The 24,045-nt window shown below is 38.2% G+C and carries 20 protein-coding genes, 8 tRNA genes and 2 pseudogenes; 15 read left to right on the forward strand and 15 right to left on the reverse strand.

Annotated elements, in window-relative coordinates:
* Positions 1 to 4: 4 nt before the first annotated feature.
* The 3 genes from P20652_RS02740 to P20652_RS02730 all read right to left on the reverse strand — a co-directional run bounded on the left by P20652_RS02740 (position 5) and on the right by P20652_RS02730 (position 3,805).
* Positions 5 to 2,260, reverse strand: a complete 2,256-nt coding sequence (locus tag P20652_RS02740) for an EAL domain-containing protein (protein ID WP_008171788.1) — start codon at positions 2,258 to 2,260, stop codon at positions 5 to 7.
* Positions 2,261 to 2,592: 332 nt separating this feature from the next.
* Positions 2,593 to 3,054, reverse strand: a complete 462-nt coding sequence (locus P20652_RS02735) for a GNAT family N-acetyltransferase (RefSeq protein ID WP_008171790.1) — start codon at positions 3,052 to 3,054, stop codon at positions 2,593 to 2,595.
* Positions 3,055 to 3,175: 121 nt separating this feature from the next.
* Positions 3,176 to 3,805: a sulfotransferase gene (locus P20652_RS02730; RefSeq protein WP_008171792.1), complete on the reverse strand. Its 630-nt coding sequence runs from the start codon at positions 3,803 to 3,805 to the stop codon at positions 3,176 to 3,178.
* A gap of 612 nt (positions 3,806 to 4,417) precedes the next feature.
* On the opposite strand from P20652_RS02730, the gene cysZ reads away from it, so the two are divergent.
* Positions 4,418 to 5,122: a sulfate transporter CysZ gene (cysZ, locus tag P20652_RS02725; RefSeq protein ID WP_139048240.1), complete on the forward strand. Its 705-nt coding sequence runs from the start codon at positions 4,418 to 4,420 to the stop codon at positions 5,120 to 5,122.
* 369 nt (positions 5,123 to 5,491) lie between these two features.
* Here the strand turns inward: cysZ and rlmM are convergent, their stop codons facing one another.
* From rlmM to hemA, 12 genes and pseudogenes are all read right to left on the reverse strand, one after another.
* The gene (rlmM, locus tag P20652_RS02720; RefSeq protein WP_008171797.1) at positions 5,492 to 6,577 is read right to left on the reverse strand and encodes a 23S rRNA (cytidine(2498)-2'-O)-methyltransferase RlmM; all 1,086 of its coding nucleotides are present in this window, start codon (positions 6,575 to 6,577) and stop codon (positions 5,492 to 5,494) included.
* A gap of 17 nt (positions 6,578 to 6,594) precedes the next feature.
* Complete coding sequence (locus tag P20652_RS02715; protein ID WP_008171799.1) at positions 6,595 to 6,963, reverse strand: DUF423 domain-containing protein; 369 nt, start codon at positions 6,961 to 6,963, stop codon at positions 6,595 to 6,597.
* Positions 6,963 to 7,610, reverse strand: coding sequence for an alpha/beta family hydrolase (locus tag P20652_RS02710; protein ID WP_008171802.1), 648 nt, complete (start codon positions 7,608 to 7,610; stop codon positions 6,963 to 6,965). The genes P20652_RS02715 and P20652_RS02710 overlap by 1 nt, the downstream gene beginning before the upstream one ends.
* Position 7,611: 1 nt before the next feature.
* Positions 7,612 to 8,508 (reverse strand): transcriptional regulator GcvA, encoded by an 897-nt coding sequence (locus P20652_RS02705; RefSeq protein ID WP_008171803.1) that lies wholly within the window; start codon positions 8,506 to 8,508, stop codon positions 7,612 to 7,614.
* A gap of 121 nt (positions 8,509 to 8,629) precedes the next feature.
* Complete coding sequence (kdsA, locus tag P20652_RS02700; protein WP_008171806.1) at positions 8,630 to 9,484, reverse strand: 3-deoxy-8-phosphooctulonate synthase; 855 nt, start codon at positions 9,482 to 9,484, stop codon at positions 8,630 to 8,632.
* A gap of 9 nt (positions 9,485 to 9,493) precedes the next feature.
* Positions 9,494 to 10,746 (reverse strand): annotated as a pseudogene (locus P20652_RS18990) (DUF819 domain-containing protein).
* 15 nt (positions 10,747 to 10,761) lie between these two features.
* Positions 10,762 to 11,589 (reverse strand): tetratricopeptide repeat protein, encoded by an 828-nt coding sequence (locus P20652_RS02695; RefSeq protein WP_008171812.1) that lies wholly within the window; start codon positions 11,587 to 11,589, stop codon positions 10,762 to 10,764.
* A 150-nt stretch (positions 11,590 to 11,739) separates the two neighbouring features.
* Positions 11,740 to 12,114: a SirB2 family protein gene (locus tag P20652_RS02690; RefSeq protein WP_008171814.1), complete on the reverse strand. Its 375-nt coding sequence runs from the start codon at positions 12,112 to 12,114 to the stop codon at positions 11,740 to 11,742.
* Positions 12,115 to 12,143: 29 nt separating this feature from the next.
* Positions 12,144 to 13,688 carry a DUF3369 domain-containing protein gene (locus P20652_RS02685; RefSeq protein ID WP_008171816.1) on the reverse strand — a complete coding sequence of 515 codons (1,545 nt, stop codon included), beginning with the start codon at positions 13,686 to 13,688 and terminating at the stop codon, positions 12,144 to 12,146.
* A 54-nt stretch (positions 13,689 to 13,742) separates the two neighbouring features.
* Positions 13,743 to 14,582, reverse strand: coding sequence for a peptide chain release factor N(5)-glutamine methyltransferase (gene prmC / locus P20652_RS02680; protein ID WP_008171818.1), 840 nt, complete (start codon positions 14,580 to 14,582; stop codon positions 13,743 to 13,745).
* Between the two features lie 2 nt (positions 14,583 to 14,584).
* On the reverse strand, positions 14,585 to 15,670 hold the full coding sequence (gene prfA, locus P20652_RS02675) for a peptide chain release factor 1 (protein ID WP_008171820.1): 1,086 nt from the start codon (positions 15,668 to 15,670) through the stop codon (positions 14,585 to 14,587).
* Between the two features lie 7 nt (positions 15,671 to 15,677).
* On the reverse strand, positions 15,678 to 16,934 hold the full coding sequence (gene hemA, locus P20652_RS02670) for a glutamyl-tRNA reductase (protein ID WP_193371793.1): 1,257 nt from the start codon (positions 16,932 to 16,934) through the stop codon (positions 15,678 to 15,680).
* An 83-nt stretch (positions 16,935 to 17,017) separates the two neighbouring features.
* Between hemA and lolB the strand changes: the two are divergent.
* The 14 genes and pseudogenes from lolB (at position 17,018) to P20652_RS19035 (ending at position 23,631) form a co-directional block, all read left to right on the forward strand.
* A pseudogene (gene lolB, locus P20652_RS18995) lies at positions 17,018 to 17,604 on the forward strand (lipoprotein insertase outer membrane protein LolB).
* A 2-nt stretch (positions 17,605 to 17,606) separates the two neighbouring features.
* Positions 17,607 to 18,464, forward strand: a complete 858-nt coding sequence (gene ispE, locus P20652_RS02665) for a 4-(cytidine 5'-diphospho)-2-C-methyl-D-erythritol kinase (RefSeq protein WP_008171826.1) — start codon at positions 17,607 to 17,609, stop codon at positions 18,462 to 18,464.
* An 88-nt stretch (positions 18,465 to 18,552) separates the two neighbouring features.
* Positions 18,553 to 19,500, forward strand: a complete 948-nt coding sequence (locus P20652_RS02660; protein ID WP_008171828.1) for a ribose-phosphate pyrophosphokinase — start codon at positions 18,553 to 18,555, stop codon at positions 19,498 to 19,500.
* A gap of 149 nt (positions 19,501 to 19,649) precedes the next feature.
* A complete protein-coding gene (locus P20652_RS02655; RefSeq protein WP_008171830.1) occupies positions 19,650 to 20,261 on the forward strand; it encodes a 50S ribosomal protein L25/general stress protein Ctc in 612 nt (203 codons plus the stop codon).
* A gap of 19 nt (positions 20,262 to 20,280) precedes the next feature.
* On the forward strand, positions 20,281 to 20,865 hold the full coding sequence (pth, locus tag P20652_RS02650) for an aminoacyl-tRNA hydrolase (RefSeq protein WP_007583954.1): 585 nt from the start codon (positions 20,281 to 20,283) through the stop codon (positions 20,863 to 20,865).
* Positions 20,866 to 20,918: 53 nt separating this feature from the next.
* Positions 20,919 to 22,010 carry a redox-regulated ATPase YchF gene (gene ychF, locus P20652_RS02645; RefSeq protein ID WP_008171832.1) on the forward strand — a complete coding sequence of 364 codons (1,092 nt, stop codon included), beginning with the start codon at positions 20,919 to 20,921 and terminating at the stop codon, positions 22,008 to 22,010.
* Positions 22,011 to 22,669: 659 nt separating this feature from the next.
* Positions 22,670 to 22,746: transfer RNA gene (locus P20652_RS19000), tRNA-Met, on the forward strand.
* Positions 22,747 to 22,793: 47 nt separating this feature from the next.
* Positions 22,794 to 22,878: transfer RNA gene (locus P20652_RS19005), tRNA-Leu, on the forward strand.
* Positions 22,879 to 22,917: 39 nt separating this feature from the next.
* Positions 22,918 to 22,992 (forward strand) — tRNA-Gln (locus P20652_RS19010).
* 5 nt (positions 22,993 to 22,997) lie between these two features.
* Positions 22,998 to 23,074 (forward strand) — tRNA-Met (locus tag P20652_RS19015).
* A gap of 89 nt (positions 23,075 to 23,163) precedes the next feature.
* A tRNA-Leu gene (locus tag P20652_RS19020) sits at positions 23,164 to 23,248 on the forward strand.
* Between the two features lie 41 nt (positions 23,249 to 23,289).
* Positions 23,290 to 23,364: transfer RNA gene (locus tag P20652_RS19025), tRNA-Gln, on the forward strand.
* Between the two features lie 71 nt (positions 23,365 to 23,435).
* Positions 23,436 to 23,520: transfer RNA gene (locus P20652_RS19030), tRNA-Leu, on the forward strand.
* Positions 23,521 to 23,559: 39 nt separating this feature from the next.
* A tRNA-Gln gene (locus tag P20652_RS19035) sits at positions 23,560 to 23,631 on the forward strand.
* Positions 23,632 to 24,045: the final 414 nt, after the last annotated feature.

Here is a 24,045-nt window from a genome sequence, read left to right on the forward strand (position 1 = left end):
AAGGTTAAGTATTCTCTTTTAAATGCTCTTTGTGCCACTGCAAATAGTCACCATGAGCCATTGGTTTTGATAAAAAATAACCCTGCATTGCATTCACATCTATTTTTTTTAGCATTTCAAGTTGCTCTAACTTTTCAACACCTTCTGCAACGACAGATATATTAAGACTCTTACCTAGATTAATAATAGTTTCAACAATACTAAATCCTATACCGCCATCTAATATTTTATCAATAAAACTTTTATCTATCTTTAATTCCTTTACTGGAAAAGAGCTCAAATGAGTTAAGCAAGAATAGCCTGTACCAAAATCATCAATAGAAAATACAAAGCCATGCCTTTTTAAATCTTCCATTTGTTGTATAGCACTTTCTATATCACCAGATAACATAGACTCAGTAATTTCTAACTTAACTCGTGAGGGCTTAACACCATAACCGTTAATCACAGTTAAAAGCTCATTCTTTAACGTTACTGAGTTAAATTGGCATTGACTTATATTTATCGAAATATTGAATGATTCGTCAATAGCATCAAACCCATTTAACTCGTTAATTAAAATACATATATCGCGTAATACTGTATTTTGTAACGTTTGAATTAGCCCATATTGTTCAGCAATAGGAATAAATTCATTAGGTGCTATTAGCCCCTTATCCGGATGATTCCATCTAATGAGTGCCTCAGCACCAACAACTTTACCTTGTGTATTTATTTGCGGCTGAAAGTGTGCACAAAACTCGTCGCATGATATTGCCCTTACAATATCAGTTTCTAACTCAGCTTGATTTTGTAGTAATGTTTGTAATTCAGGATCGTAAAAACTACAGCTATTACCTCTTTTTATTTTTGAGCGATACATTGCAGTGTCAGCAAACTTTAATATGTTATCGGTTATTGAATTTATTTTATCTATTAAACAAATACCAATACTACAAGTAACTTGAAAAGCTAATTTTCCAACTTCAAATTTTTCGTTAAATACACTTTGTAATTTTTTGGCCACAATTTCAGATTCAATGATCGCTTGCTCATTATCATCACCTACATACTCCAGTAAAATAATAAACTCATCTCCCCCTGCGCGTGCTAACGTATCAGACTTTCCAATTACAGAGCTTAAGCGGTTTGATAATTCAACTAAAACTTCATCTCCAGCGCTATGTCCTAGTGAATCATTAATTCTTTTAAAGTTATCTAAGTCTAAAAATAACAAAGCCCCGGTTTTATTTGTGAGCTTAATTTTATCTGCATATGCGGTTAGTTTATCATTGAGCATTCTACGATTAGGTAAACCCGTAAGAGGGTCATAAAAAGCCAGTCTTTCAACTTCTTTCTCTGCTTTTTTTCTAACCGTTACGTCCCTTGCCACCCATACTATGTGACGTTGAAATGGCTTATCTGATTGGTAATGTTCAATGGGTGCTGTTCTTCCTTCAAAAGTCATCATTTGACCATTAATTTCAAGTTCGTATTCAAAAACTTGTACATCGTTAGTTTCTAACGTTTTATCTATTACTGCCATAATTGACTTAGCGTCTTTTTTTGGCATTACATCGTTTACTTTTTTATTCATCAATTCTTTCTGCGAATTGTATAGCAGTTTATCTGAAGAACCATATATATCGGTATATACACCGCTTTCACTTAAAATTAGTGTTAAATCTGGCATTACTTTAGTAAAGGCTTCAAATTTCTCATTACTTTGCTCTAAATCAGTCAAAAGCTGTCTACCTTTAAGTAGTTCAGCATTTTTTTCAAGTGCAATACTCGAAAAATGTACAAAATAATCGATTAACTCAAGCTCAAGAACTGATGGTGCCTTTGGCTTATCATGATAAATAGCAAATGTACCAAGTATTTGGGATTGTGTTGAAATGATTGGAGTGGACCAACATGATTTGAGTCCAGAACTTAATGCGAGACCTTTGTAATCTTTCCATAAAGGTGACACTTCAATATCTTGAACAATTACACGCTTTCCAGAGAAGGCTGCTGTGCCACACGAACCTGAACTTGGTCCTATATGTACACCGTTTATAGCTTTGCAATATTTATCGTCTATATTTGGGGCCGCACAATGAAAAAGCTGATCCCCCACTAATGTTAAAATTGAGCATCGTGCTGACTTTTCATCAATGACTTCTTCTATTGATAAGCAAATTTCTTCAAGAACATCACTTAAAGGTAAACCTAATGCTATTTTAGATAAGATATCTTGTTGGTGAGATAATAACTTTTTTAACCTAGCTGTTTCCATATTTCACCATAAATTTCATTTTTTTGTTTTTAATTTACAAGAGTGATTAATAGTACGATAAAAACATCTAATCGATTCGTTTTCATCCAATTGTGACTAGTATAGTTATGATTAGTAAATTTTAGTACAAAAAATATCTTTAAAATCTTTTCTTAATATTTTACTAACAATGATAAAAGAGTAGCGGTGTGTAAGTGTGTAAATCGATTAAAGCGCTTAATACGATACTATTGACCATATTTGTATAATTTGAATTTATAAGTAAGCTTTACCGAAGAGATAAAGCCATGATGTAATAGAGTTACTTTTATAATTATGCTGGTGCTTCCTGATTATTTGCTTAAACCTAGCTCCATAAATACACTTTGTGGGTTATCTTGATAAGGTCCAAAACTATCACAACGTTTAAACCCTAAATTTTCATATAACTTGATAGATTGTATTTGTTTAGGGCCTGTTTCTAACCTTATTAATGGGATTTCCTCTTCCCCTGCATGATGCAACAGAATTTGCATAATACGCCTAGAGAGTCCTTTTCCTCGGTAACTAGGACTTACATAAAGTCGTCGAATCTCGCCATAAGGTGCTTTATCAAACTGTTTTACAATAGCACCACAAGCAATTATACCATCGTCATTTTTTAAGCCAATTGCATACACACTAGGGTTCTCAAGCTCACTTAGCGTTAAAGATTGTGCTGTAGCAACCGGATACAGAGAGTTTATAAGTCGGTCGATATCTGAAAAAACATTAATCACATCCTGGTCATTCGGTTTTAAATCAACTAACTGCATTGAACATCCCAATTTATATTAAAAATTTGTTGGCAAACTATACCTAATTGTAACAAATGAACAACCTCGTTCGGCCCATTTTTAACTTATTTAGACGTTTAATTAAAATCAAGCCAGTATTTTAATACTTTAGTTCATAACTAAAATATTTTCGATGTTCTGTGCCCGCTAAATTAGAGTTAACTTTATTAGGATGTTTATATTCTTTCCAGTTAGCAACGTGACGACCTGCATTTAGCCATGGAAAATCATTACTTCCTTGTGTTGTAATCCCTAAAAACTGCTTTAGTTTTAGTAAACTACCTTGTTTACTAATGTCTATTGCTAAAAAATTATCATTATTATCAAAATACGACAACACACTTTGTTCATGCTCTAAATAACAGTTCTCTAACGCCTCAGATGACAAAGGAAGGCTTCCTGGAAATGTGTTATGAAAGCTACGTTTTAAAATAGGATTAAACTTACCTGTAGCTAACGCTAAATGAGGCGCCATTTTTTCAAGTAACATAGTAATTGAAGGCAGCCATTTATTTAAGTCTCTACTTAGATATATAAATTTAGCATCAGGAAATAACATATCTAAATGCATATATTCACTAAAACAAGGGGCATCAGTTACTGCATCCGCTATTTTAAATGCCTGCTTTGTAAAAGCAGTGTGTGCCACTGAATAACCCATTTCTAATAGTGCAACACTCACACTAGTCGTGCCTGTTCTAGGTAACCCGATCACAAATATTTTAGGCATCTATCGTTGCTCATTTTTAAATTACGTTAGGCCGTGTTGATCTTTGAAAATTGAAATTTGTTCAATCTAGGGAGGATTTAACCGCGGCGCGAGGCGTATAATCTCGTGGGTTCGGTAACGGTTCCTGCGTTACTTTACAAGCTTATATCTGTGTAAGAATAAGTAAAACCGAGAAAACTTCCGCGTCCTGCTCACGTCCCTTACCTGCTATATGCAGGCAACAAAGCGTCAATCGCCCCTAAAAAAACTAAAAGGGCAGCGCATGTTTGGTATTTGTACTGCGTTATCGCCTACTTATGGGGAATAACCACACATCATAGGCTCTGCCTTGCCTAATTACCAAACAGTCTGCTGTAAATTCGACCACCAAAGATCAACACGCCCCGTATGATTACATGTACTGTAATTTTGAACTAAAGAAAATATAAATATCTACTATGATCACCCAATATTTAGTCTCCATAAGCATTCTAAACCTAATAACCCTTTGCCAGTCTAGCTATTTAAACACTTTGTTACCTAAAAGTACTGTTCAAAAAAATTCAATTATTTATACTACTTTCAGGAGTAAACATTTATCGAGGTTTCTGTGCAAATAACACAAGGTATGGAATATTTTTTTCAGGTTTTAAATTAATTAGTCAAAAAGGGTTAAAGCGCTTTGTGCTTATCCCGTTATTAATTAATATTGCGCTTTTCATAGGCTCAATGTTTCTTTTAGTTATGAAGTTTGATGAGTGGATCTCTTTTTTTGTCAGCTGGTTACCTGATATCCTAAGCTGGTTAGAGTGGCTTATATGGCCTATCGCAGTCTTGGTGGTATTATTTAGCTACAGCATGTTGTTTACTGTAATAACTAATTTTATTGCCGCTCCATTTAATGGTTTACTCAGCGAAAAAGTAGAACTCTATTTAACAGGTCAACAAATTAATGATGATGGCTTTACTGAATTATTGAAAGATGTGCCACGCATGTTTGCCAGAGAGCTGACAAAGCTATGGTATTATCTGCCCCGCGCTATTGGTTTTTTTATATTACTGTGGATATTACCTGTCATTGGACAGATTTTATGGGTGTTATTTACATGCTGGATGTACGCAGTACAGTATAAAGACTACGCTTTCGATAATCATAAAATCGACTTTAGACAAATGAAAGACGATTTAAAAAGTAAACAAGGTTTATCATATGGTTTTGGCTTTGCCGTAATGATATTTACAGCCATCCCTATTGTAAATTTAATCGTAATGCCTGTATCGGTATGCGGCGCTACCCGTTTGTGGGTAGATAACTATCGTCCTAAATACCGAAGTTAATAAACAAATAATAAAATGGCTCTTAAGATGGGCTGATATCAAATTAGGTTCCTTATTACTCAAACCTATTAATAGCAGTAGTGGCTAATAAAATTTGGCCACAACTTCACAATCTTCATATTTTCTTTTACGTTTATTTGACGAAAAAACTAAAATAAAATTAGATGACGCTTCTTTGTCAAAAAATATCGATGATTCAAAACTAATACAAAATACGCGTTACTTTTAACACTGAGTCGAGCTAGGGTTCTATAAACTATAGACATATCTATCATGCCACCCAACAAAGAAGCTTAGAAAAAAGCCATAAAAAAGGGATCATATAGATCCCTAATTAGCTATCAGCTCAGTAATTTTATTACCATAACGTTAACTGTATAAGCTTTGCGGTACTTTGGTTACATTTAAGTGCACTGTTATCTCTTCACGATCGTGGTACAGGTGCTTAGCTTGCAACTCGTAATTAATACCTTGTTTTTCAAGCGCTTTTCTTATCATCGAAAGGCATTCATAAACACTGTCAAAGCGCTTTTTCATAGGGAGTTTTAAGTTAAATATAAACTCTTTTGCGTATGCATTTACTGCCCAGTCAATCATTAGCGTAGTCACTTTGGTTGGTTTTTCCACCATATCGCACACTAACCAAGTAATGTTTCTTTTTTCTGGGCGATATTTAAAACCATCTGCTCTAAAATGTTTAACTTGCCCCGTTTGCATTAAATCGTCATTCATTGGGCCGTTATCAATCGCACTTACAAACATACCTCGGCGTACAAGCTGATAAGTCCAACCACCCGGGCATGCACCTAAATCAACACTGCGCATACCTGCTGCCACGCGTGATTCACGTTGTTGCTCAGGAATAAATACATTAAACGCTTCGTCGAGTTTTAACGTTGAACGACTAGGTGCATCGCTTGGCATACGAAGGCGTAAAATACCCATGAAAAATGGAGAATTATTAAAGCTATACGAGTAACCAACATAAGCCGTATTGTTTGTTAAAAACATGACATGCATTACTGGGCGGTTTGCTTTTGGCTCACGCAGCACTGTATTTTGTTTTTCGAGGGCTTTTTTAAGCGGCGTTGATATTTTTTTACAGAACGTTAAAAGCTCTTTGCCTTCGTTCGTGTCTGGCGTTTCAACGCGCAGTTCTGAGCACAATGTAAAATCTTTAGCAGCTTCAACTACTGCACTTACACGGTCCTCTACTGGCATGTTTTCAAGTAATGTACCGGCAAACCATTGGCGTGCAAACACCATATTTTTAAAATCGACTTTTTTGATTATTTCGTCGCTGTGATGCGCTTCAAAACATTCGTAAACAACATAACCTGTATTTGGCTTTGCTTTTACATACCCTGCAAAACCCTGCTCTGCAGCATGAAACGTTATTTCAGCAGCGGCATCGCTTTCAAAACCACTACGACAATAAATCACAACACTAGACATATTAACCCTTAAACTCTTTAAAACTTAAATCGTGCAACTTGCACTAAAATAACAATCCAACCAATAATAAAGCACAACCCACCAAGCGGTGTTATCGGCCCTAGCCACTTCATATCTGTTAGAGCGAGTAAATATAAACTGCCACTAAAAAGTAGTGTGCCCGTTATAAAAAAGCCACCAGCCCAACTCAGGTTTATGCCCCATTTAATTAAAATAGCCACCGCAATAAGTGCAAGGCCATGCACCATTTGATACTCAGCCGCGGTTTTAAAAACGCCCAGCGAATACTCTGATAATCGGCTTTTTAAACCATGGGCTGCAAAAGCACCAAGCATGACTGAAAGCATACAAAAAATACTGCCCATCATTAAAAATAATTTAATCATTAATTACCCTTTAAATTTATATCTGCATTATTTTTAATAAATTTTACTGCGCCAAGTGCGGCAGCTTCCCTATTTTGTAATTCAGTAACGCCGCTTTTTTTACGCGGTTTAAGTGAGTGATCACCATCAGTTAACCATATGTACTGAGGTTGTTTTGACATAGCCATTGTTGCAAGTTCTTCACGAGTACCAAATGTATCTCGCTCGCCTTGTAATACTAAAAATGGGCAATCTATATCTGCAAAGTGATCGGTACGTAACGTTTCCGGCTTGCCCGGTGGATGAAACGGATAACCAAATGCAAGTATGCCTAAAAGCGGGTAATTTGTTGAACAAGCTAGCATAGACGCCATTCGCCCGCCCATTGATTTACCGCCAATAAACAATGGCAATTTAGGTTGAGCATGCGTTAATACTTGCTCGTAGTAAGCAAGTAACTTGGGGGCACGCTCCGGCGGGCGTCGCTTATTAGTTTGTTTGGCAATTTGCATATATTCAAAATCAAATAGCCCAACATCAACCCCCTCCTCACTGATTAATTTTGCCATATGTTGCATAAAATCAGAGTCACTACCTGCACCGGCACCATGAGCAAAAATAAATTGCGCTACGCTAGGTTGTTTTGTGCTTTTTATCCATTCAATCATATTAATATTCTTGCTCTTGCTCTACTAAACTCAGCATCCACTCTTTAAACGAGACTATTTTACCAAGCTCCGTTTGCGATTCACGAAGCACTAAGTAATATGCATTTTTACTTTCTAAACTGTGATTAAACGGAATAACCAAACGCCCTGCATCTATGTCGGGTTTAGCTAATACACTATTACCAATTGCTACACCTTGACCATGAACGGCAGCTTGTAACACCATTGATGAGTGGCTAAAAATAGGTCCTTGGTTTACTTGTACATTACGAACACCAGCCGTTTTCATCCATGTTTTCCAGTTTTTACGTGTGGTATCGTGTAGTAGCGTGTGATGAATTAAATCACTTGGCTGATTAAGTGGCTTAGGACCACTCAATAACATAGGGCTGCACAATGGCACTAAATACTCGGTGTGTAATTTATAAGTTTGCACCCCACTCCAATGACCACGCCCGTAATAAATAGCGATGTCTACGTCATCAGTTAGTGAATTTTCATCTTGATCTTGTGCTTTTATCCTTACATCAATTTCGGGGTGCAATTCATTAAATAAACTTAAGCGCGGGACAAGCCATTGAATAGCAAAACTTGGTGTTAGGCTTACTGTTAATGAACCTTTAGCACCACGGGCTAGTAGCTTTTCAGTCGCATCAATAAGCTGAGTAAAAATCTCTTTTATATCTAAAAAATAGCCTTGGCCTTCTTCAGTTAATAATAATGAGCGGTTTTTACGTAAAAACAACTTTAAACCTAAATGCTCTTCAAGTGTTTTTATTTGATGACTTACTGCCGCCTGCGTTACATAAAGCTCCTCTGCTGCCTTAGTAAAACTTAAATGACGCGCAGCCGCTTCAAAGGCTTTTAATGCGTTTAATGGAGGTACCCGTCTTGACATAATAACCAAGCTTAGAATTAGTTTTTCTTATGCATGAGATTATATACATCATATAAGTTTGTGTATATTAAAGGCATAAAAAAAGCGACCTGAGTCGCTTTTTAATAAACATCATGCTCAATTATAAATCGTTTGCACTTGTATCAAGTGGTGCAAAGCTTTTAATTAAATCATCAACCGCTTTCATTTGCGTTAAGTAACCTTCTAACTTACTAAGCGCTAGCGCACATGGGCCATCACATTTAGCTTCGTTAGGATTTGGATGCGCTTCGATAAATAAACCTGCAATACCTAGCGCCATACCGCTGCGCGCAAGCTCTGCAGCTTGTGCACGACGACCATCAGCAGAATCAGCTCGTCCACCAGGGCGTTGTAGCGCATGTGTTGCATCAAAAATAACAGGTGCCATTGCCTTCATGTCATCCATACCCAGCATATCAACCACAAGGTTGTTGTAACCAAAGCTAGAACCACGCTCACAAAGTGCGATGTTATTATTACCCGCTTCATTAAATTTAGTAATGATATGGCGCATTTCGTGTGGCGCTAAAAACTGTGGTTTTTTTACGTTAATAATTGCACCTGTTTTAGCCATCGCCACAACTAAATCTGTTTGACGTGCTAAAAAGGCTGGTAACTGAATAACATCAACAACTTCTGCAACAGGTGCTGCTTGATGCGGTTCATGTACGTCAGTAATAAGTGGAATGTTAAACGTGTTTTTAATCTCTTCAAATATTTTTAAACCTTCTTCCATACCAGGACCACGGTAAGAATTAATTGATGAGCGATTCGCTTTATCAAATGAGGCTTTAAATACATAAGGAATATTGAGTTTCGTCGTAACTTCTACGTAATGCTCTGCAACACGCATAGCTAAATCGCGAGATTCTAATACGTTAATACCACCGAACAATACAAACGGTTTGTTGTTTGCTAGCTCAATTTCATTGATTTTAATAATTTGGTCTTTCATTTAAATTCCTTAGGGTGCAACTGCTTGCATCATTAATCCACAAATATAAGCCATATAAGTACCCACACCATAACCCAGTACAGCTAACAGAACACCAACAGGCGCAAGCGAAGGGTGAAATGCTGATGCTACAACAGGTGCAGACGCTGCGCCGCCCACATTAGCTTGAGAGCCCACTGCCATATAAAATAACGGAGCTTTAATTAATTTAGCCACTACTAGCATTATACTTGCGTGCACTAACATCCAAATGGCACCCACTAAAAATAACCCTGGGTTATTAAAAATAGCGGTTACATTCATATGCAAACCAATCGATGCAACTAAAATATACAAAAAGCTAGAGGCTACTTTTGAAGCGCCAAACGCTTCTATTTGTCTAACTTTAGTAAACGATAAGCCTATGCCAATCGTTGTTGATATAACAATTAGCCAAAAGAATTTACTGTTTAAGCTGTATTCTTTTGCCCACTCATAAGTAGTACCAAAGTACGGACCTAAAAAGTCAGCACAAAAATGGGCTAAGCCGGTTATACCAAATGCAATTGCAAGCAGCATCATGTAATCGTTAAGAGTAGGAATACGTGCATGCTCGGCGTGATAGGCTTCAACACGTTTTTTAAATCTTCAATTGCGCTTGTATCTGCACCCGTCGCTGCATCAATCTTTTTATGATTTGCTGCCATTAACAATAAAACAGCCATCCAAATATTCGCGACTATTACATCAACTGTAACCATTACAGAAAATATATCACCACCCACTTCAAACATTTCTTTCATTGAGGCTTGGTTAGCACCGCCGCCAATCCAGCTACCTGCAACAGTTGTCATTCCACGCCAAACAGCATCTGGACCATGCCCACCAACAATATTTGGATCAAAGACACTCACAACTAAAATAGCTAATGGCCCACCAATAACAATACCTAATGTACCCACTAAAAACATAATGAGTGCTTTAGGACCTAAGTTAATAATCGCTTTTAAATCAATACTAATGGTAAGTAGTATTAAACAAGCAGGCAGTAAATAGCGCGAAGCAACGTAATAAACATTGGATTTGTTACCATCGACAATACCAAAGGTATTTAATAACGAAGGTAAAAAGTAACACAGTAGTAAAGCAGGTACATATTTATAAAATCGTTTTAAAGCTGGCCGCTCACTGTTTGAGGTTTTAAAAATAAACCCTAAAATAACAGCAAGTAAACCAAGCACAACAGCATCATTTGTTATTAATGCACTTTGTGTTTCAACCATAACTATTCCTATTTCTTAATGGTGAGTTTTATTATTATCTTCTAGTTCTTCTATTTGGTGCTGAATTATCTCTATTGCAGGATCGTCCGGACACTCATCTATAAAAAACTGTAAATCATCACGTGCCATTTTAGGGCAATCAAGTTGATTTAATAAGTAACCTCTGTCGCGTCTCTCATACGGGTCATCGCCTATTAACTCCATAAGCATTTCTACACAGTGCAAAGCATGACCAAATTTACTTTCACTAATAAAAGACCACTTTTGCTGAGCTAAAAATAGCTTATAAACTTCATCATCAAAAATTAGTTCTAAAGGTTCTTGCTCTTGGCCATCATCTTCGTCAGCATTTTCAGGGATGATATACCAGCTTTGTTGCCCGCTACTTGGCTCAATTATATACCCTTCTTCGTCACTAATCGCCACATGAACACCGACATCCCCTTGTGTAATACTAAGGTTTGCATCAAAGTTAGCGTGTTGTAAAAAATGAAAAAGTATGATTGCAAGTGCGGTAGGAGAACCGCTACGCATAGAAAGTATATAACTTAACGTATTTAATTTGTATTCAGGCACCTTTAAGCCTGAGGCACTAAATAGCCAATCGCTATAAAACATATCTAATAATTTTTCGAGGCGATCGTGCTCATCACTCACTTTTAAACACAGCACTGAAATTTGCTGTTCAAAGCCAGTTAAAGTTTCATAACATGATGTTAAATCAATCTGAGGGTCCCATTTCGATTCTGCTTTAATACAGCGGTAAATCGCTGGTGGTGTAAATTCATCGTAAGCATCATCAAGATAAGATTCATCGTGTTCGTCAAACCCGAGGGTAGTCATTAATACTGCAACATTCTAGAAAACGAAGGCGTAGTTTACCTAACTTTAAAGCCATATACCAATATAGCGATGTTTTTGAATATTTGGCTGAGCGGAAGTAAAACTTGAGCTTTATAAAACAATTATAAAGCTCAAGCAGTCAGGTATTACTTAAAGTAATAAAGCTGACTTAGCGATAGCTAAATAACCTATCGTAAAAATAACAGCAGTATTAACTAAAACGTAAGCAATCTTAGCGCTCATTTTAGTTTGTCTGGCGCTTTTAGCCCCAATACCGATATATATAACCACTAAAATTATTTTCTCTAATAGCCAATATTGTTCAAACGGGTTTATTTTAGCCATAAATATAAGTGTAAGTGCAGACACCAATAACAAAGTATCTATACTGTGACTACCAATCATTATCACTTTATTTTTTGCTAATTTGCCACTGCCCATTCGCGAAAAAGCGCGAACATAAAATAAAATCACACTTAACATCGCAATTGCCATGTGCGAGTGCTTTACTGCTAAATAATCCATATGCCTCTGTGCTTCTGTTTTATTAAAATCTAATCAGAATAACGACTCAATACCGCTTCTAATTCATCAAGCTTGTCGTTAAATACGTCAACCAATTTTGGCTCAAAGTGAGTGCCTTTTTGAGCGTTGATTTCATCAACCACATTTTGCAATGTCCAGGGCTCTTTATAACATCGTTTGTGGCGAAGTGCATCGTATACATCAGCAAGCGCAACTATACGGCCAAATATATTAATTTGAGTTCCGCTTAAGCCACGTGGATATCCGGTTCCATCCCACTTTTCATGATGTTCTTTAGCAATAATTGCACCTGCTCCAACAATTTCATGAGGGGAGTCTTTTAAAATAACGTAACCTTTATCAGTATGAGTCTTCATTGCTTCCCATTCATGGGCATCAAGTTTTGTAGGCTTATTTAAAATAGCATCTGGAATACCCACCTTGCCCACATCATGTAAAGGGGATGCTAACCTAACTAAATCCGCATCATGTTTAGACAAACCATAACCCTTAGCAAGTATATAGCAAATATGCGCTACACGTTTAACATGGTTGCCTGTGTCCGTTGAACGCTGTTCTACGGCTTCACTTAACCTGTAAACAAGTTCTTGCTGAGTCGCTTCAATTTCTGATTGAAGTTGCACGTTTTCAAAGGCTAGTTGTACATTTTGAGAAAATATTTCAATTAAATGTCGCTGTGTATCAGTTAAATCTTTAGGTATCCCTGATATAAACAGCATAGAATTATGATTGTACTCACTACTGCAGTAGGCAAATAAATAATTATCTTTATAAATAATACTCTTCTCAGTCAGTGCTTGATGACAAGCAGATAACTGTTCTGTTTGTAATACATCATTGAGTTCCTTACCTTCACTTTTTTCAAAGTCACCGGTACCCGAAAATACAATTAACTTTTCATTATTTTGTGCTTCAGGATTTTGCGCTACTAAGGTAGTTGCATACATTGCTTGATCTGCAATACCCAACAAAGATGTTAGTTGCTGCATTACCCCTTCAATAAATTGCTCTATAGAATGAGCAGAAAATATATTACGAGAGGCTATAATTATTTTCTCTAGCCCTTCTCGTGACTGCTCAATTGAAATAATATCTCGATATGAGCGCAGGCTTGACATAATAACAGTAAATAATTTTTGAGCCGTTAGCTCTGTTTTTGATTTGTAATCGTTAATATCATAATTAATAATTACTTGTCGTTCAGGTGCTTGACCAGGTTGGCCTGTCCTTAAAATAATTCGAATATGATTATTTTTAGCTTCTTCACGAATAAACTTAGCAACTTGTAAACCGGCATCATCGGTTTCCATTACTACATCAAGTAGTACAATGGCTGCATCAGGATGCTCTTTTATGAGCTCTTTTGCTTCAGCTCCAGAATAAGCACTAATAAATTCTAGGCGTTTATTTTGAAACTCAAAATCACTCAATGCTAGTTTTGTAACAGCATGAACTTCAGGTTCATCATCAACGATTAATACTTTCCAGGTACCAAGTTCAATCTCATTGATTGTTTCTTCTGGCTCATCTGAAAATAAAAAATCACCCATCATAGTCGAAATTCCTTCATGGCATTATTTAACGCACTAGCAGGCAATTATTATTCTTTAGGGCCACTGTGCAAGTGTTACACGGTCATTGTTACCAAAGTCTATCACTGTTTTAATATTCACAAATGCCATCTTTTTAAAAAAATGACGAACAGCTTCACCTTGCTCAAAACCGTGTTCTATTAAAAGATAGCCACTAGATAACAAATAGTCACGTGATTGTGTAATTATTTGTTTAATATCAGACATTCCACAATCATCAGCCACTAATGCCGACAAAGGCTCAAAGCGCACATCGCCCTGATTTAAATGTATATCATTGCTTTCTATATAAGGCGGGTTGGTGACAATTAGGTTGAATTTCTCACCATGCAACTCGCTAAACCAGTTACTTTGCTTAACGTGCACATTATTAATTGCCAACCGCTGTTGGTTACGTGTAGCAAGTGCAACTGCATCGCTTACTCTATCTACTGCAATAATTTGCCAATTAGGCATTTCACTACCCAGTGCCAACGCAATTGCGCCAGTACCAGTGCCTAAATCAAGTACTTTAGCTTTGGCAGGTACAGTCACTTCAAGTGCTTGTTCTACTAACGTTTCAGTATCAGGTCGAGGTATTAAAGTTGTTGCGTTAACTTCAAGCGATAAACTCCAAAATTCACGTTGCCCCGTAATATGTGCAACAGGTTCACCGTTTAAACGTCTTTGAATAAATACATTAAATTGCGATTGTTGCTCATCACTAAGCACATGTTCTGGCCAAGTAAAAAGGTAACTGCGAGGTTTTTGAAGTATATGAAGAAGTAAAACTTGTGCATCTAATTTAGCACTTTCGCTGCTAGGTGCTAATAAATTAGCGCCTGCAGCAATAGCTTGTTCAAGAGTTTGGCTCACGATTACTCGTCGCCCATAGCCGCTAATAAGTCAGCTTGATGTTCTTGCATTAATGGCTCAATAATCGCACTTAAATCACCGGCTACCACTTCGTTTAAACGATAAAGTGTTAAGTTAATACGGTGATCGGTAATACGACCTTGTGGGTAGTTATAAGTACGAATACGCTCAGAACGATCGCCACTACCAACTAAGTCACGACGTTCAGAGGCTTCTGCCGCATGGCGTTTTTCATCTTCAGCCTGTTGCAAACGTGCTGCAAGTACTGACATCGCTTTAGCACGGTTTTTATGCTGTGAACGCTGATCCTGACACTCAACCACAACACCGGTAGGTATATGTGTAAGTCGAATAGCAGAATCTGTTTTATTAACGTGCTGACCACCCGCGCCTGATGCACGAAATGTATCAACTTTTAAATCTGCGGTATTAATTTGTATCGCTTCGGCCTCTGGCACTTCCGCCATTACCGCAACAGTACACGCAGAGGTATGGACTCGCCCTTGTGACTCAGTTTCTGGCACACGTTGTACGCGGTGTACACCTGATTCAAACTTTAATTGACCGTAAACGCCTTCTCCACTGATGTTCGCAATAACTTCTTTGTAACCACCGTGCTCACCTTCATTGGTGCTGACAACTTCTACTTTCCATTTTTTAGTTTCTGCATAGCGGCTGTACATACGAAATAAATCGCCAGCAAAAATAGCCGCTTCGTCACCGCCTGTTCCAGCGCGTACTTCAACAAACACGTTGTTGTTATCTCGCGGATCTTTTGGCAACATTAATACTTGAATTTGATCTTCAATTACCAAAATTTGTGCTTTCGCTTCTTTATATTCTTCTTGCGCCATTTCACGCATTTCAGGGTCAGAATCTTTAAGCATTTCTTCTGCACTAGCTAAATCATCTTGCGTTTCTTTGTAAGTTAAAAACGTTTTTACAATCTCTTCAAGCTCAGAATATTCTTTTGAAAGTCCTCGAAAACGATTTTGATCACTAATGACCGACGGGTCGCTTAGCAGCGCTTGTACTTCTTCGTAACGCTCTACTAAGGTTTCTAATTTATTATAAACAGACTCTTTCATTTAACGGTTATTCCTGATCAATACCTAACATTTTTTTCAACTGGTTTAGCTGCGCCACTTCACCTTTTTTCGCTGCGTCTTGTATTGCACAGGTAGGCGCGTGCATTAAGCGATTGGTTAATTTATTGGCGAGCTCTAATATAATTTTTTCTGCATCTTTACCTGTATTTAACTGACTAACAGCACGCTCTACAAGTTCTGACTTAATTGTTTGTACATCGTTTCGATAATGGCGAATTAAATCTACCGAATCGAGTGAGCGCATCCACATTGCAAATTCTTTGGTGCGTTCAGTAATAATTATTTGCGCTTGCTGTGCAGCTTGCTCACGCGCTGCCATATTCTCGCTTACAATGGTTTGTAAGTCATCAACGGAATATAAATAGGCAGCATCTAGCTCACCTACTTGGCTTTCTATATCGCGCGGAACTGCGATATCTATAAATAGCATAGGCTTGTGACGGCGTTGCTTAAGCGCTTGCTCAACCACCCCTTTGCCAATAATAGGTAAAGTACTGGCGGTAGAACTAATGACTATATCGGCTTCATGTAAACGCTCTGGTAACTGTGCAAGTGCGATAACATCTGCCGACACTTCATCAGCAAGGCTGCGTGCACGTTCAATTGTTCGGTTAGCGACCGTTATTTTTTTAGGCTCATTTTGATATAAATGTTTAGCAACCAGTTCAATGGTTTCACCCGCACCGATCAATAACACCTTTGTTTGATCAAGTTTTCCATAAATGTGTTTTGCTAAGTTAACAGCCGCAAATGCGACCGACACCGCACTTGCGCCTATATTTGTTTCAGTGCGAACTTGTTTCGCTACCGAAAAGGTTTTTTGAAACAGCCTATCAAAAGTGACACCTATTGCATCGTGGGTTTTAGCACTAAAAAACGATTGCTTTATTTGCCCTAAAATTTGCGGCTCGCCTAACACAAGAGAATCCAACCCACACGCTACGCGCATTAAGTGGTTAATGGCGTCATTACCTTCATGGCAGTATATATTGCTGCTCAGTTCATGTTCATCCAAACCATGGAAACTGGCAAGCCACGTTAACAGTGTTTGGGAATTTTGCTGAGCAAGGCTACAATAGATTTCAGTTCGATTACAGGTAGACACAATAACCGCTTCATTAAAGTCGGCATGGCCACTTAATTGTTGCAACGCTTCTGAAATTTGTTCAGGCGAAAAAGCCACTTTTTCACGTAATTCTACGGAAGCGGTTTTGTGATTTATACCTAGTGCTATTATGGTCATATTTGCCAAATATTGCTGAGCCCTACTTCAAAGGCGGTAATTTTACCAAAAATCAGCGGAATATGGAAAGTAAGGAACAACATTTGATTAGACAATATTTGATTTTATTCATGTTTTTTTATTTTTAGGTGGCTGTACCCATCAAATTGATACAAAAACAACACTTTATGATGATTGGAAACCACGTTTAGCCGCTCAAAAAACTTGGCAGGTCGAGGGTAAACTTGCGTTTATAAGCCCAGAAGAACGTCAATCTGCAAACTTAAATTGGCAGCAAACAACAAATTCTAATAATTTAATACTGACTACTTTTATTGGTACTCGTATTTTGTCACTTAAACAAACAGCAAATGGTGCTGAATTAGAGTTTGACGGTGAACAATACTTTGATACTAATGCTGCAGAGCTTTTAAAGCGTTTAACGGGTTTTACATTACCGGTTGATAACGCCGATAACTGGCTTAAAGGCACCATTGACGATCAAAGTTTAGCCGTTGATGAGCTAGGGCGTGCTAAGCAAGTTTTATGGTTTGATAATACAGGCAAAAAATGGCAAATAGATTACGGTACTTACGTACAAAACGCAGGTTACTGGTTACCGACTAAACTGACGTTAAAGCATCAACAAATAAAAATAAAAATTCAACTCTACGATTGGCAGTTTAAATAAGTATGAATAACAAAACCTCTTTTTCACTGATTGCTCCGGCAAAACTCAATTTATTTTTACATATTAATGCTCGCCGAGAAGATGGCTATCATGAACTCGAAACCTTATTTACTTTTTTAAATTTTGGTGATGAGTTGCATTTTGAGCTAACAACAGACGGTGGTATTTCTGTCGGTGGTGATACTAAAGACATCCCCCTAAATGATAATCTCATCTATAAAGCGGCTTTATTATTACAAACACACTGTAAAACGTCATTGGGTGTAAAAATAAATTTAATTAAACGCTTACCGATGGGCGGAGGTGTTGGAGGTGGATCATCCGACGCCGCAAGTACTTTATTAGCCCTAAATAAATTATGGAAATTAGATCTAAATCTAGAAATCCTAGCCCAATTAGGACTCAAATTAGGAGCCGATGTTCCGGTGTTCATACAAGGGCAAAGCGCCATAGCGCAAGGTATTGGTGAGAAATTACACCAGGTAAAACTTGAACAAAAATGGTACTGCGTCGTACACCCAAATCAACATGTAAGTACCGCAAAAATATTTACACATCCAGATTTAAAACGCGACACACCAAAGATAATAGGCGATTGGAAACACCATACTTTAACCAACGATTGTGAGCCTTTAGTTAAAAAGCTTTGCCCCGAGGTTGAAAAAACCCTCCAGTGGTTGCTAAAATACGCACCGTCGAAGATGACCGGGACAGGTTCATGTTGTTTTGTCGAATTTGCTAGTCAAGTTCAAGCACAAGATGTACTTGAAAATCTCCCCCATACTTGGCAGGGTTTTGTGGCTTTTAGCGCAAATGTCTCACCTGCTCATACGGAGTTAACCGCCATATTCGATCAATGAAGTAACGTACAAGTAATCATAAGTTAACCCGCAATGGTATTTATCATTGCCCGTTAGTCCAAATATTCAGTGCCTGAGGAACCCTACCGTGCCTGACATGAAGCTCTTCGCTGGTAACGCAACACCTGAGTTAGCTCAAAAAGTTGCAAAACGTTTATATATTGAATTAGGCGATGCTGTTGTTGGCCGTTTTAGTGACGGTGAGATCAGTGTTCAAATAAATGAAAATGTTCGTGGCTCGGACGTTTTTATCTTGCAATCAACCTGTGCCCCTACAAACGATAACCTAATGGAACTTATCGTTATGGTTGATGCTCTACGTCGTGCATCTGCAGGTCGTATTACTGCCGTCATTCCTTATTTTGGTTATGCGCGCCAAGACCGTCGTGTACGGTCTGCTCGTGTTCCAATTACCGCTAAAGTTGTTGCCGATTTCTTATCAAGCGTTGGTGTTGACCGTGTTCTTACGGTTGATTTACATGCTGAACAAATCCAAGGCTTCTTTGATGTACCAGTAGACAACGTATTTGGCAGCCCTGTATTACTTGAAGATATGAAAGAGCGCGACTTTGAAGACGTCGTTATTGTATCTCCAGATATCGGTGGTGTTGTACGCGCTCGTGCAATTGCAAAACTACTAAATGATACCGATTTAGCAATCATTGATAAACGTCGCCCACAAGCAAACGTTTCTCAGGTAATGCATATTATTGGTGACGTTGAAGGTCGTGATTGTATCATCGTAGATGATATGATTGATACCGGTGGTACGTTATGTAAAGCAGCAGAAGCACTTAAAGAACATGGCGCTAAGCGTGTATTTGCATACGCAACACACCCTATTCTTTCAGGTAAAGCTGCCGAAAACTTACGTGACTCAATGATTGATGAAGTAATTGTAACTGACTCAATCCCGCTATCTGACGAGCTCAAAGCCATTGATAAAATCAAGGTACTTACGCTTGCTGACATGTTAGCAGAGACTATTCGTCGTATTAGTAACGAAGAATCTATCTCAGCGATGTTTGAACACTAAAATTAAACATTCCTGAGTATAAAAGCGCCTTTTGGCGCTTTTTTTGTAAGCGATGTTTATTTTGTCTTAGCGTGGTGGTATGATAGCGCGCCTTTTGGCTAGGGACCTTGGTCGCAAAGGCCCTACACATTTTAATAACTGGAGACATCATGTCTAACAAAACTTATACATATAACGCTGAACTTCGCGTAGAAACTGGTACTGGTGCGAGCCGCCGCCTACGTCGCGAAGACAAAGTTCCTGCAATCCTTTACGGAGCTGACAAAGAAGCTTTATCTCTTACTTTTGCTCATAAAGATATGATCAAAGCACAAGAAGACGAAGGTTTTTACACGCATATCCTTACGCTTAACGTAGATGGCGAAGCTGTTGAAGTAATCTTAAAAGATATCCAACGTCACCCATTCAAGCCTAAGCTTACTCACCTTGATTTCCAACGTGTAGATGCTACTCATAAATTTCAAACTAAAGTTCCTCTTCACTTCATCGGTGAAGATATTGTAACTAAAGCTGGCGCAACTGTTGTTCACCAGTTAACTGAAGTTGAAATTACGTGTCTTCCAAAAGCACTTCCAGAATTCATTGAAGTAGATGTTTCTAAGTTTGTTGTTGGCGATTCTGTTCATATTTCTGACCTTACTTTCCCTAAAGGCGTTAGCTCTGTAGATTTAGGTAAAGGCGAAGGCCATGATCAGTCTATCCTGACTATCAAAGCAAACAAAGCAGCTCCAGTTGAAGACGACGCTGCAGCAGCAGAATAATTTTTAAGGTCTCGCAACCTTGAATTCTATTCAAATGCTTGTGGGCCTGGCTAATCCAGGCCCCGAATACGCAAACACACGCCACAATGCAGGTGCTTGGTTCATCGAGCAAATCGCTGCACGCTACAACTGCACCCTAAAATACGATCCTAAATATCACGGCCTTACAGGCAAAGTGATCATTCAAGGACAAGAATTCAAATTATTGATCCCCACTACTTACATGAATTTAAGTGGTAAAGCGGTCGGTAGTTTAGCTAATTTTTTCAAAATCCCTGTCGAGGACATTTTAGTTGCCCATGACGAATTGGATTTAGACCCAGGCGTTGCCAAATTAAAAAAAGGCGGCGGGCATGGCGGTCATAATGGTTTAAAAGACATTATTGCAAAAATGGCAAACCAAAAAGACTTTATGCGCTTGCGCATTGGTGTAGGTCATCCGGGGCATCGTGAAATGGTAACTGGTTGGGTGCTTGGAAAAGCGGCCAAAGCAGACCAAGAAAAAATGGATGCTGCTGTTGATGAAGCAGTTCGTTGCATGGAAATACTTGCAAAAGATGGTGTGTTAAAAGCACAAAACAGACTACATTCGTTTAAACCCTAGTAACTTGGGTCCAAGTACACCGTTTAAACGAATTCTAAACAAGGTATCTTACTATGGGTTTTAAATGTGGCATCGTTGGCTTGCCTAACGTTGGTAAATCAACGCTTTTCAATGCACTAACTAAAGCGGGTATTGAAGCCGCTAACTTTCCTTTTTGTACCATTGAGCCTAATACAGGTGTGGTACCTGTGCCAGATCCTCGTCTAGACGAACTTGCTAAAATTGTAAACCCGCAACGAATCCTTACCACTAGTATGGAATTTGTAGACATTGCTGGCTTAGTAAAAGGCGCATCTAAAGGTGAAGGCCTTGGTAACCAGTTTTTAGCTAACATTCGTGAAACCGATGCAATTGGCCACGTAGTTCGCTGTTTTGAAGATGAAAACATCATCCACGTAGCAGGCACTATTGACCCTGCTGACGATATTGACGTAATCAACACTGAGTTAGTACTTGCTGATATGGATAGCGCTGAAAAAGCCCTTTTCCGTAATTCAAAAAAAGCAAAAGGTGGCGATAAAGACGCTAAAGAGCAAAATGCTGTACTTGAAAAAGTAAAAGTGCATCTTGACGAAGGCTTAACTTTACGTGGTCTAGCACTAACTAAAGAAGAAAAAGCAGCAATCAGCTCTATTAACTTCTTAACGATTAAACCAACAATGTATATTGCAAACGTTGCTGAAGATGGTTTTGAAAATAATCCATACCTTGACCGCGTACGCGCTATTGCCGCAGCTGAAGATGCGATTGTTGTTCCTGTATGTGCTGCTATCGAATCTGAGCTTTCAGAACTAGATGACGAAGACAAGCTTGAGTTTATGGCTGACCTTGGTCTAGAAGAGCCAGGTCTTAACCTTGTTATTCGTGGTGGTTATGAATTACTACAATTACAAACTTATTTCACAGCTGGCGTAAAAGAAGTACGCGCATGGACAATCCCTGTAGGTGCAACAGCACCACAAGCAGCGGGTAAAATCCATACCGACTTCGAGCGTGGCTTTATCCGTGCGCAAACTATTGCTTTTGACGACTTTGTTGCCTTTAAAGGTGAGAGTGGCGCAAAAGAAGCAGGTAAGATGCGTCAAGAAGGTAAAGAGTACATTGTTAAAGATGGCGATGTAATGAACTTCTTGTTCAACGTATAAAGTACAAATTAAACCAATTTAGTTTGGTAATAATTTTTAAAGGCTCGTTTTTACGAGCCTTTTTTGTATTTAACCATTATAAAAATAATAATTAAGCGCAATAAGGACCTGTTGACCTTTTAGGATTAAAATTTGTTCAATCCAAGGAAGATTTAATCGCGGCGCGAGGTTTGTAACCTAATGTACTAAGTAAAAACCGAGCAAAGCTTCCGCGTCCTACTCACGCCCCTTACCTACGCCCCTTACCTACGTCCATGTAGGCAACAAAGAGTAAAATTCCCCTAGGCAGAACCCTTCGGGCAGCGTGTGTTTGGCATTTATTCTACGTTATCGCCTATTTATGGGGAACAACCACACTACATAGGCTCTGCCTTGTCTAAATACCAAACACACTGCTGCAAATTTAACCTCAAAAGATAAGCAGGCCCTAGTCTATCTTTGTAATATCGCTTAATTAAAGAAGTACAGGGTTAATTAAGATTCCGCGCCTTAAAGGCAGCTAAAAAAACAGCATTTTTATTAAATTTTAGCCTGTTAGCTTAATTTTCCTGCAAACAAACACTGTTAAGCGTTTTTTTGCAAAAAAGGTGTTGACGAATTTGGGTCATGTCAGCATAATACGCCCCGCACTCAGCGATGAAGTGCTAACAAAAAAAGATGGCTAAGTAGCTCAGCTGGTTAGAGCACATCACTCATAATGATGGGGTCACAGGTTCAAATCCCGTCTTAGCCACCATTATTTTTTTGTTGCTCAATGAAGAGTTTAAAATAACTACCTTGTGTGCGGGAGTGGCGGAATTGGTAGACGCGCTGGATTTAGGTTCCAGTATCTTAGGATGTGAGAGTTCAAGTCTCTCCTTCCGCACCATAATTCTTGATAAGAATTTAAACTATCAATTGTTATTGTTGGGATATCGCCAAGCGGTAAGGCACCAGGTTTTGATCCTGGCATTCCCAGGTTCAAATCCTGGTATCCCAGCCAACAATGGCTAAGTAGCTCAGCTGGTTAGAGCACATCACTCATAATGATGGGGTCACAGGTTCAAATCCCGTCTTAGCCACCATTTCTTTTTTAGAAATGGCTCTGCAAGAGTTAAATTGCAGCTCAATGAAGAGTTTAAAATAACTACCTGTACTTTATTGTACAAACGATGCGGGAGTGGCGGAATTGGTAGACGCGCTGGATTTAGGTTCCAGTATCTTAGGATGTGAGAGTTCAAGTCTCTCTTTCCGCACCAAGTTCTTGATAAGAACTAAACTTATCAACTCTATTCTTTGTTGGGATATCGCCAAGCGGTAAGGCACCAGGTTTTGATCCTGGCATTCCCAGGTTCAAATCCTGGTATCCCAGCCAACTTCTTCTACCAAGGAAAGTTGGATAAAAGAATTGCTCTTGCTTAGAGTTTAAATCAGCAAATTAGTGATGCGGGAGTGGCGGAATTGGTAGACGCGCTGGATTTAGGTTCCAGTATCCTAGGATGTGAGAGTTCAAGTCTCTCCTTCCGCACCATGTTCTTATTAAGAACTAAAAATAATTCAAATTTATAGTTGGGATATCGCCAAGCGGTAAGGCACCAGGTTTTGATCCTGGCATTCCCAGGTTCAAATCCTGGTATCCCAGCCTAATTTTTCTAATTTACTTCTTTTTTATCAAAAAATATATTCCTAATTAAAAATCAATCTAAATAATAAACAATATATTATGCGAATTTTCATAAAAATTTCACAAATTTAATCTTCAAACCTCGTTAAAAATTTTTCCTAGCCACTATGTAATTTCTTATTGTTAACTAAATACCATATTTAAGCAGACTAGGGCGTGTTGATCTTTGGTTGGTAAATTTACAGCAGTAAGCTTGGTTTTTAGGCAAGGCAGACCCTATGAAGTGTGATTATTCCCCATAAATAGGCGATTACGCAGCATAAATACCAAACATGCGCTCGGTTTTTACTTAGTCCACCTAGTATTACTTGATAATCCTATAAACTTAATAACACTAAATATTTATAATTGACTGCATTTTAATGTAAAAAA

It is taken from the genome of Pseudoalteromonas sp. BSi20652 (assembly GCF_000239855.1).
In the GTDB taxonomy this organism is placed as follows: Bacteria; Pseudomonadota; Gammaproteobacteria; order Enterobacterales; family Alteromonadaceae; genus Pseudoalteromonas.

Coding starts and splice junctions, on each gene's coding strand:
- P20652_RS02740 (WP_008171788.1), bottom strand. CDS start 2,260: ATGGAAACAGCTAGGTTAAAAAAGTTATTATCTCACCAACAAGATATC.
- P20652_RS02735 (WP_008171790.1), bottom strand. CDS start 3,054: ATGCAGTTAGTTGATTTAAAACCGAATGACCAGGATGTGATTAATGTT.
- P20652_RS02730 (WP_008171792.1), bottom strand. CDS start 3,805: ATGCCTAAAATATTTGTGATCGGGTTACCTAGAACAGGCACGACTAGT.
- rlmM (WP_008171797.1), bottom strand. CDS start 6,577: ATGTCTAGTGTTGTGATTTATTGTCGTAGTGGTTTTGAAAGCGATGCC.
- P20652_RS02715 (WP_008171799.1), bottom strand. CDS start 6,963: ATGATTAAATTATTTTTAATGATGGGCAGTATTTTTTGTATGCTTTCA.
- P20652_RS02710 (WP_008171802.1), bottom strand. CDS start 7,610: ATGATTGAATGGATAAAAAGCACAAAACAACCTAGCGTAGCGCAATTT.
- P20652_RS02705 (WP_008171803.1), bottom strand. CDS start 8,508: ATGTCAAGACGGGTACCTCCATTAAACGCATTAAAAGCCTTTGAAGCG.
- kdsA (WP_008171806.1), bottom strand. CDS start 9,484: ATGAAAGACCAAATTATTAAAATCAATGAAATTGAGCTAGCAAACAAC.
- P20652_RS02695 (WP_008171812.1), bottom strand. CDS start 11,589: ATGACTACCCTCGGGTTTGACGAACACGATGAATCTTATCTTGATGAT.
- P20652_RS02690 (WP_008171814.1), bottom strand. CDS start 12,114: ATGGATTATTTAGCAGTAAAGCACTCGCACATGGCAATTGCGATGTTA.
- P20652_RS02685 (WP_008171816.1), bottom strand. CDS start 13,688: ATGATGGGTGATTTTTTATTTTCAGATGAGCCAGAAGAAACAATCAAT.
- prfA (WP_008171820.1), bottom strand. CDS start 15,670: ATGAAAGAGTCTGTTTATAATAAATTAGAAACCTTAGTAGAGCGTTAC.
- hemA (WP_193371793.1), bottom strand. CDS start 16,934: ATGACCATAATAGCACTAGGTATAAATCACAAAACCGCTTCCGTAGAA.
- ispE (WP_008171826.1), top strand. CDS start 17,607: ATGAATAACAAAACCTCTTTTTCACTGATTGCTCCGGCAAAACTCAAT.
- P20652_RS02655 (WP_008171830.1), top strand. CDS start 19,650: ATGTCTAACAAAACTTATACATATAACGCTGAACTTCGCGTAGAAACT.
- ychF (WP_008171832.1), top strand. CDS start 20,919: ATGGGTTTTAAATGTGGCATCGTTGGCTTGCCTAACGTTGGTAAATCA.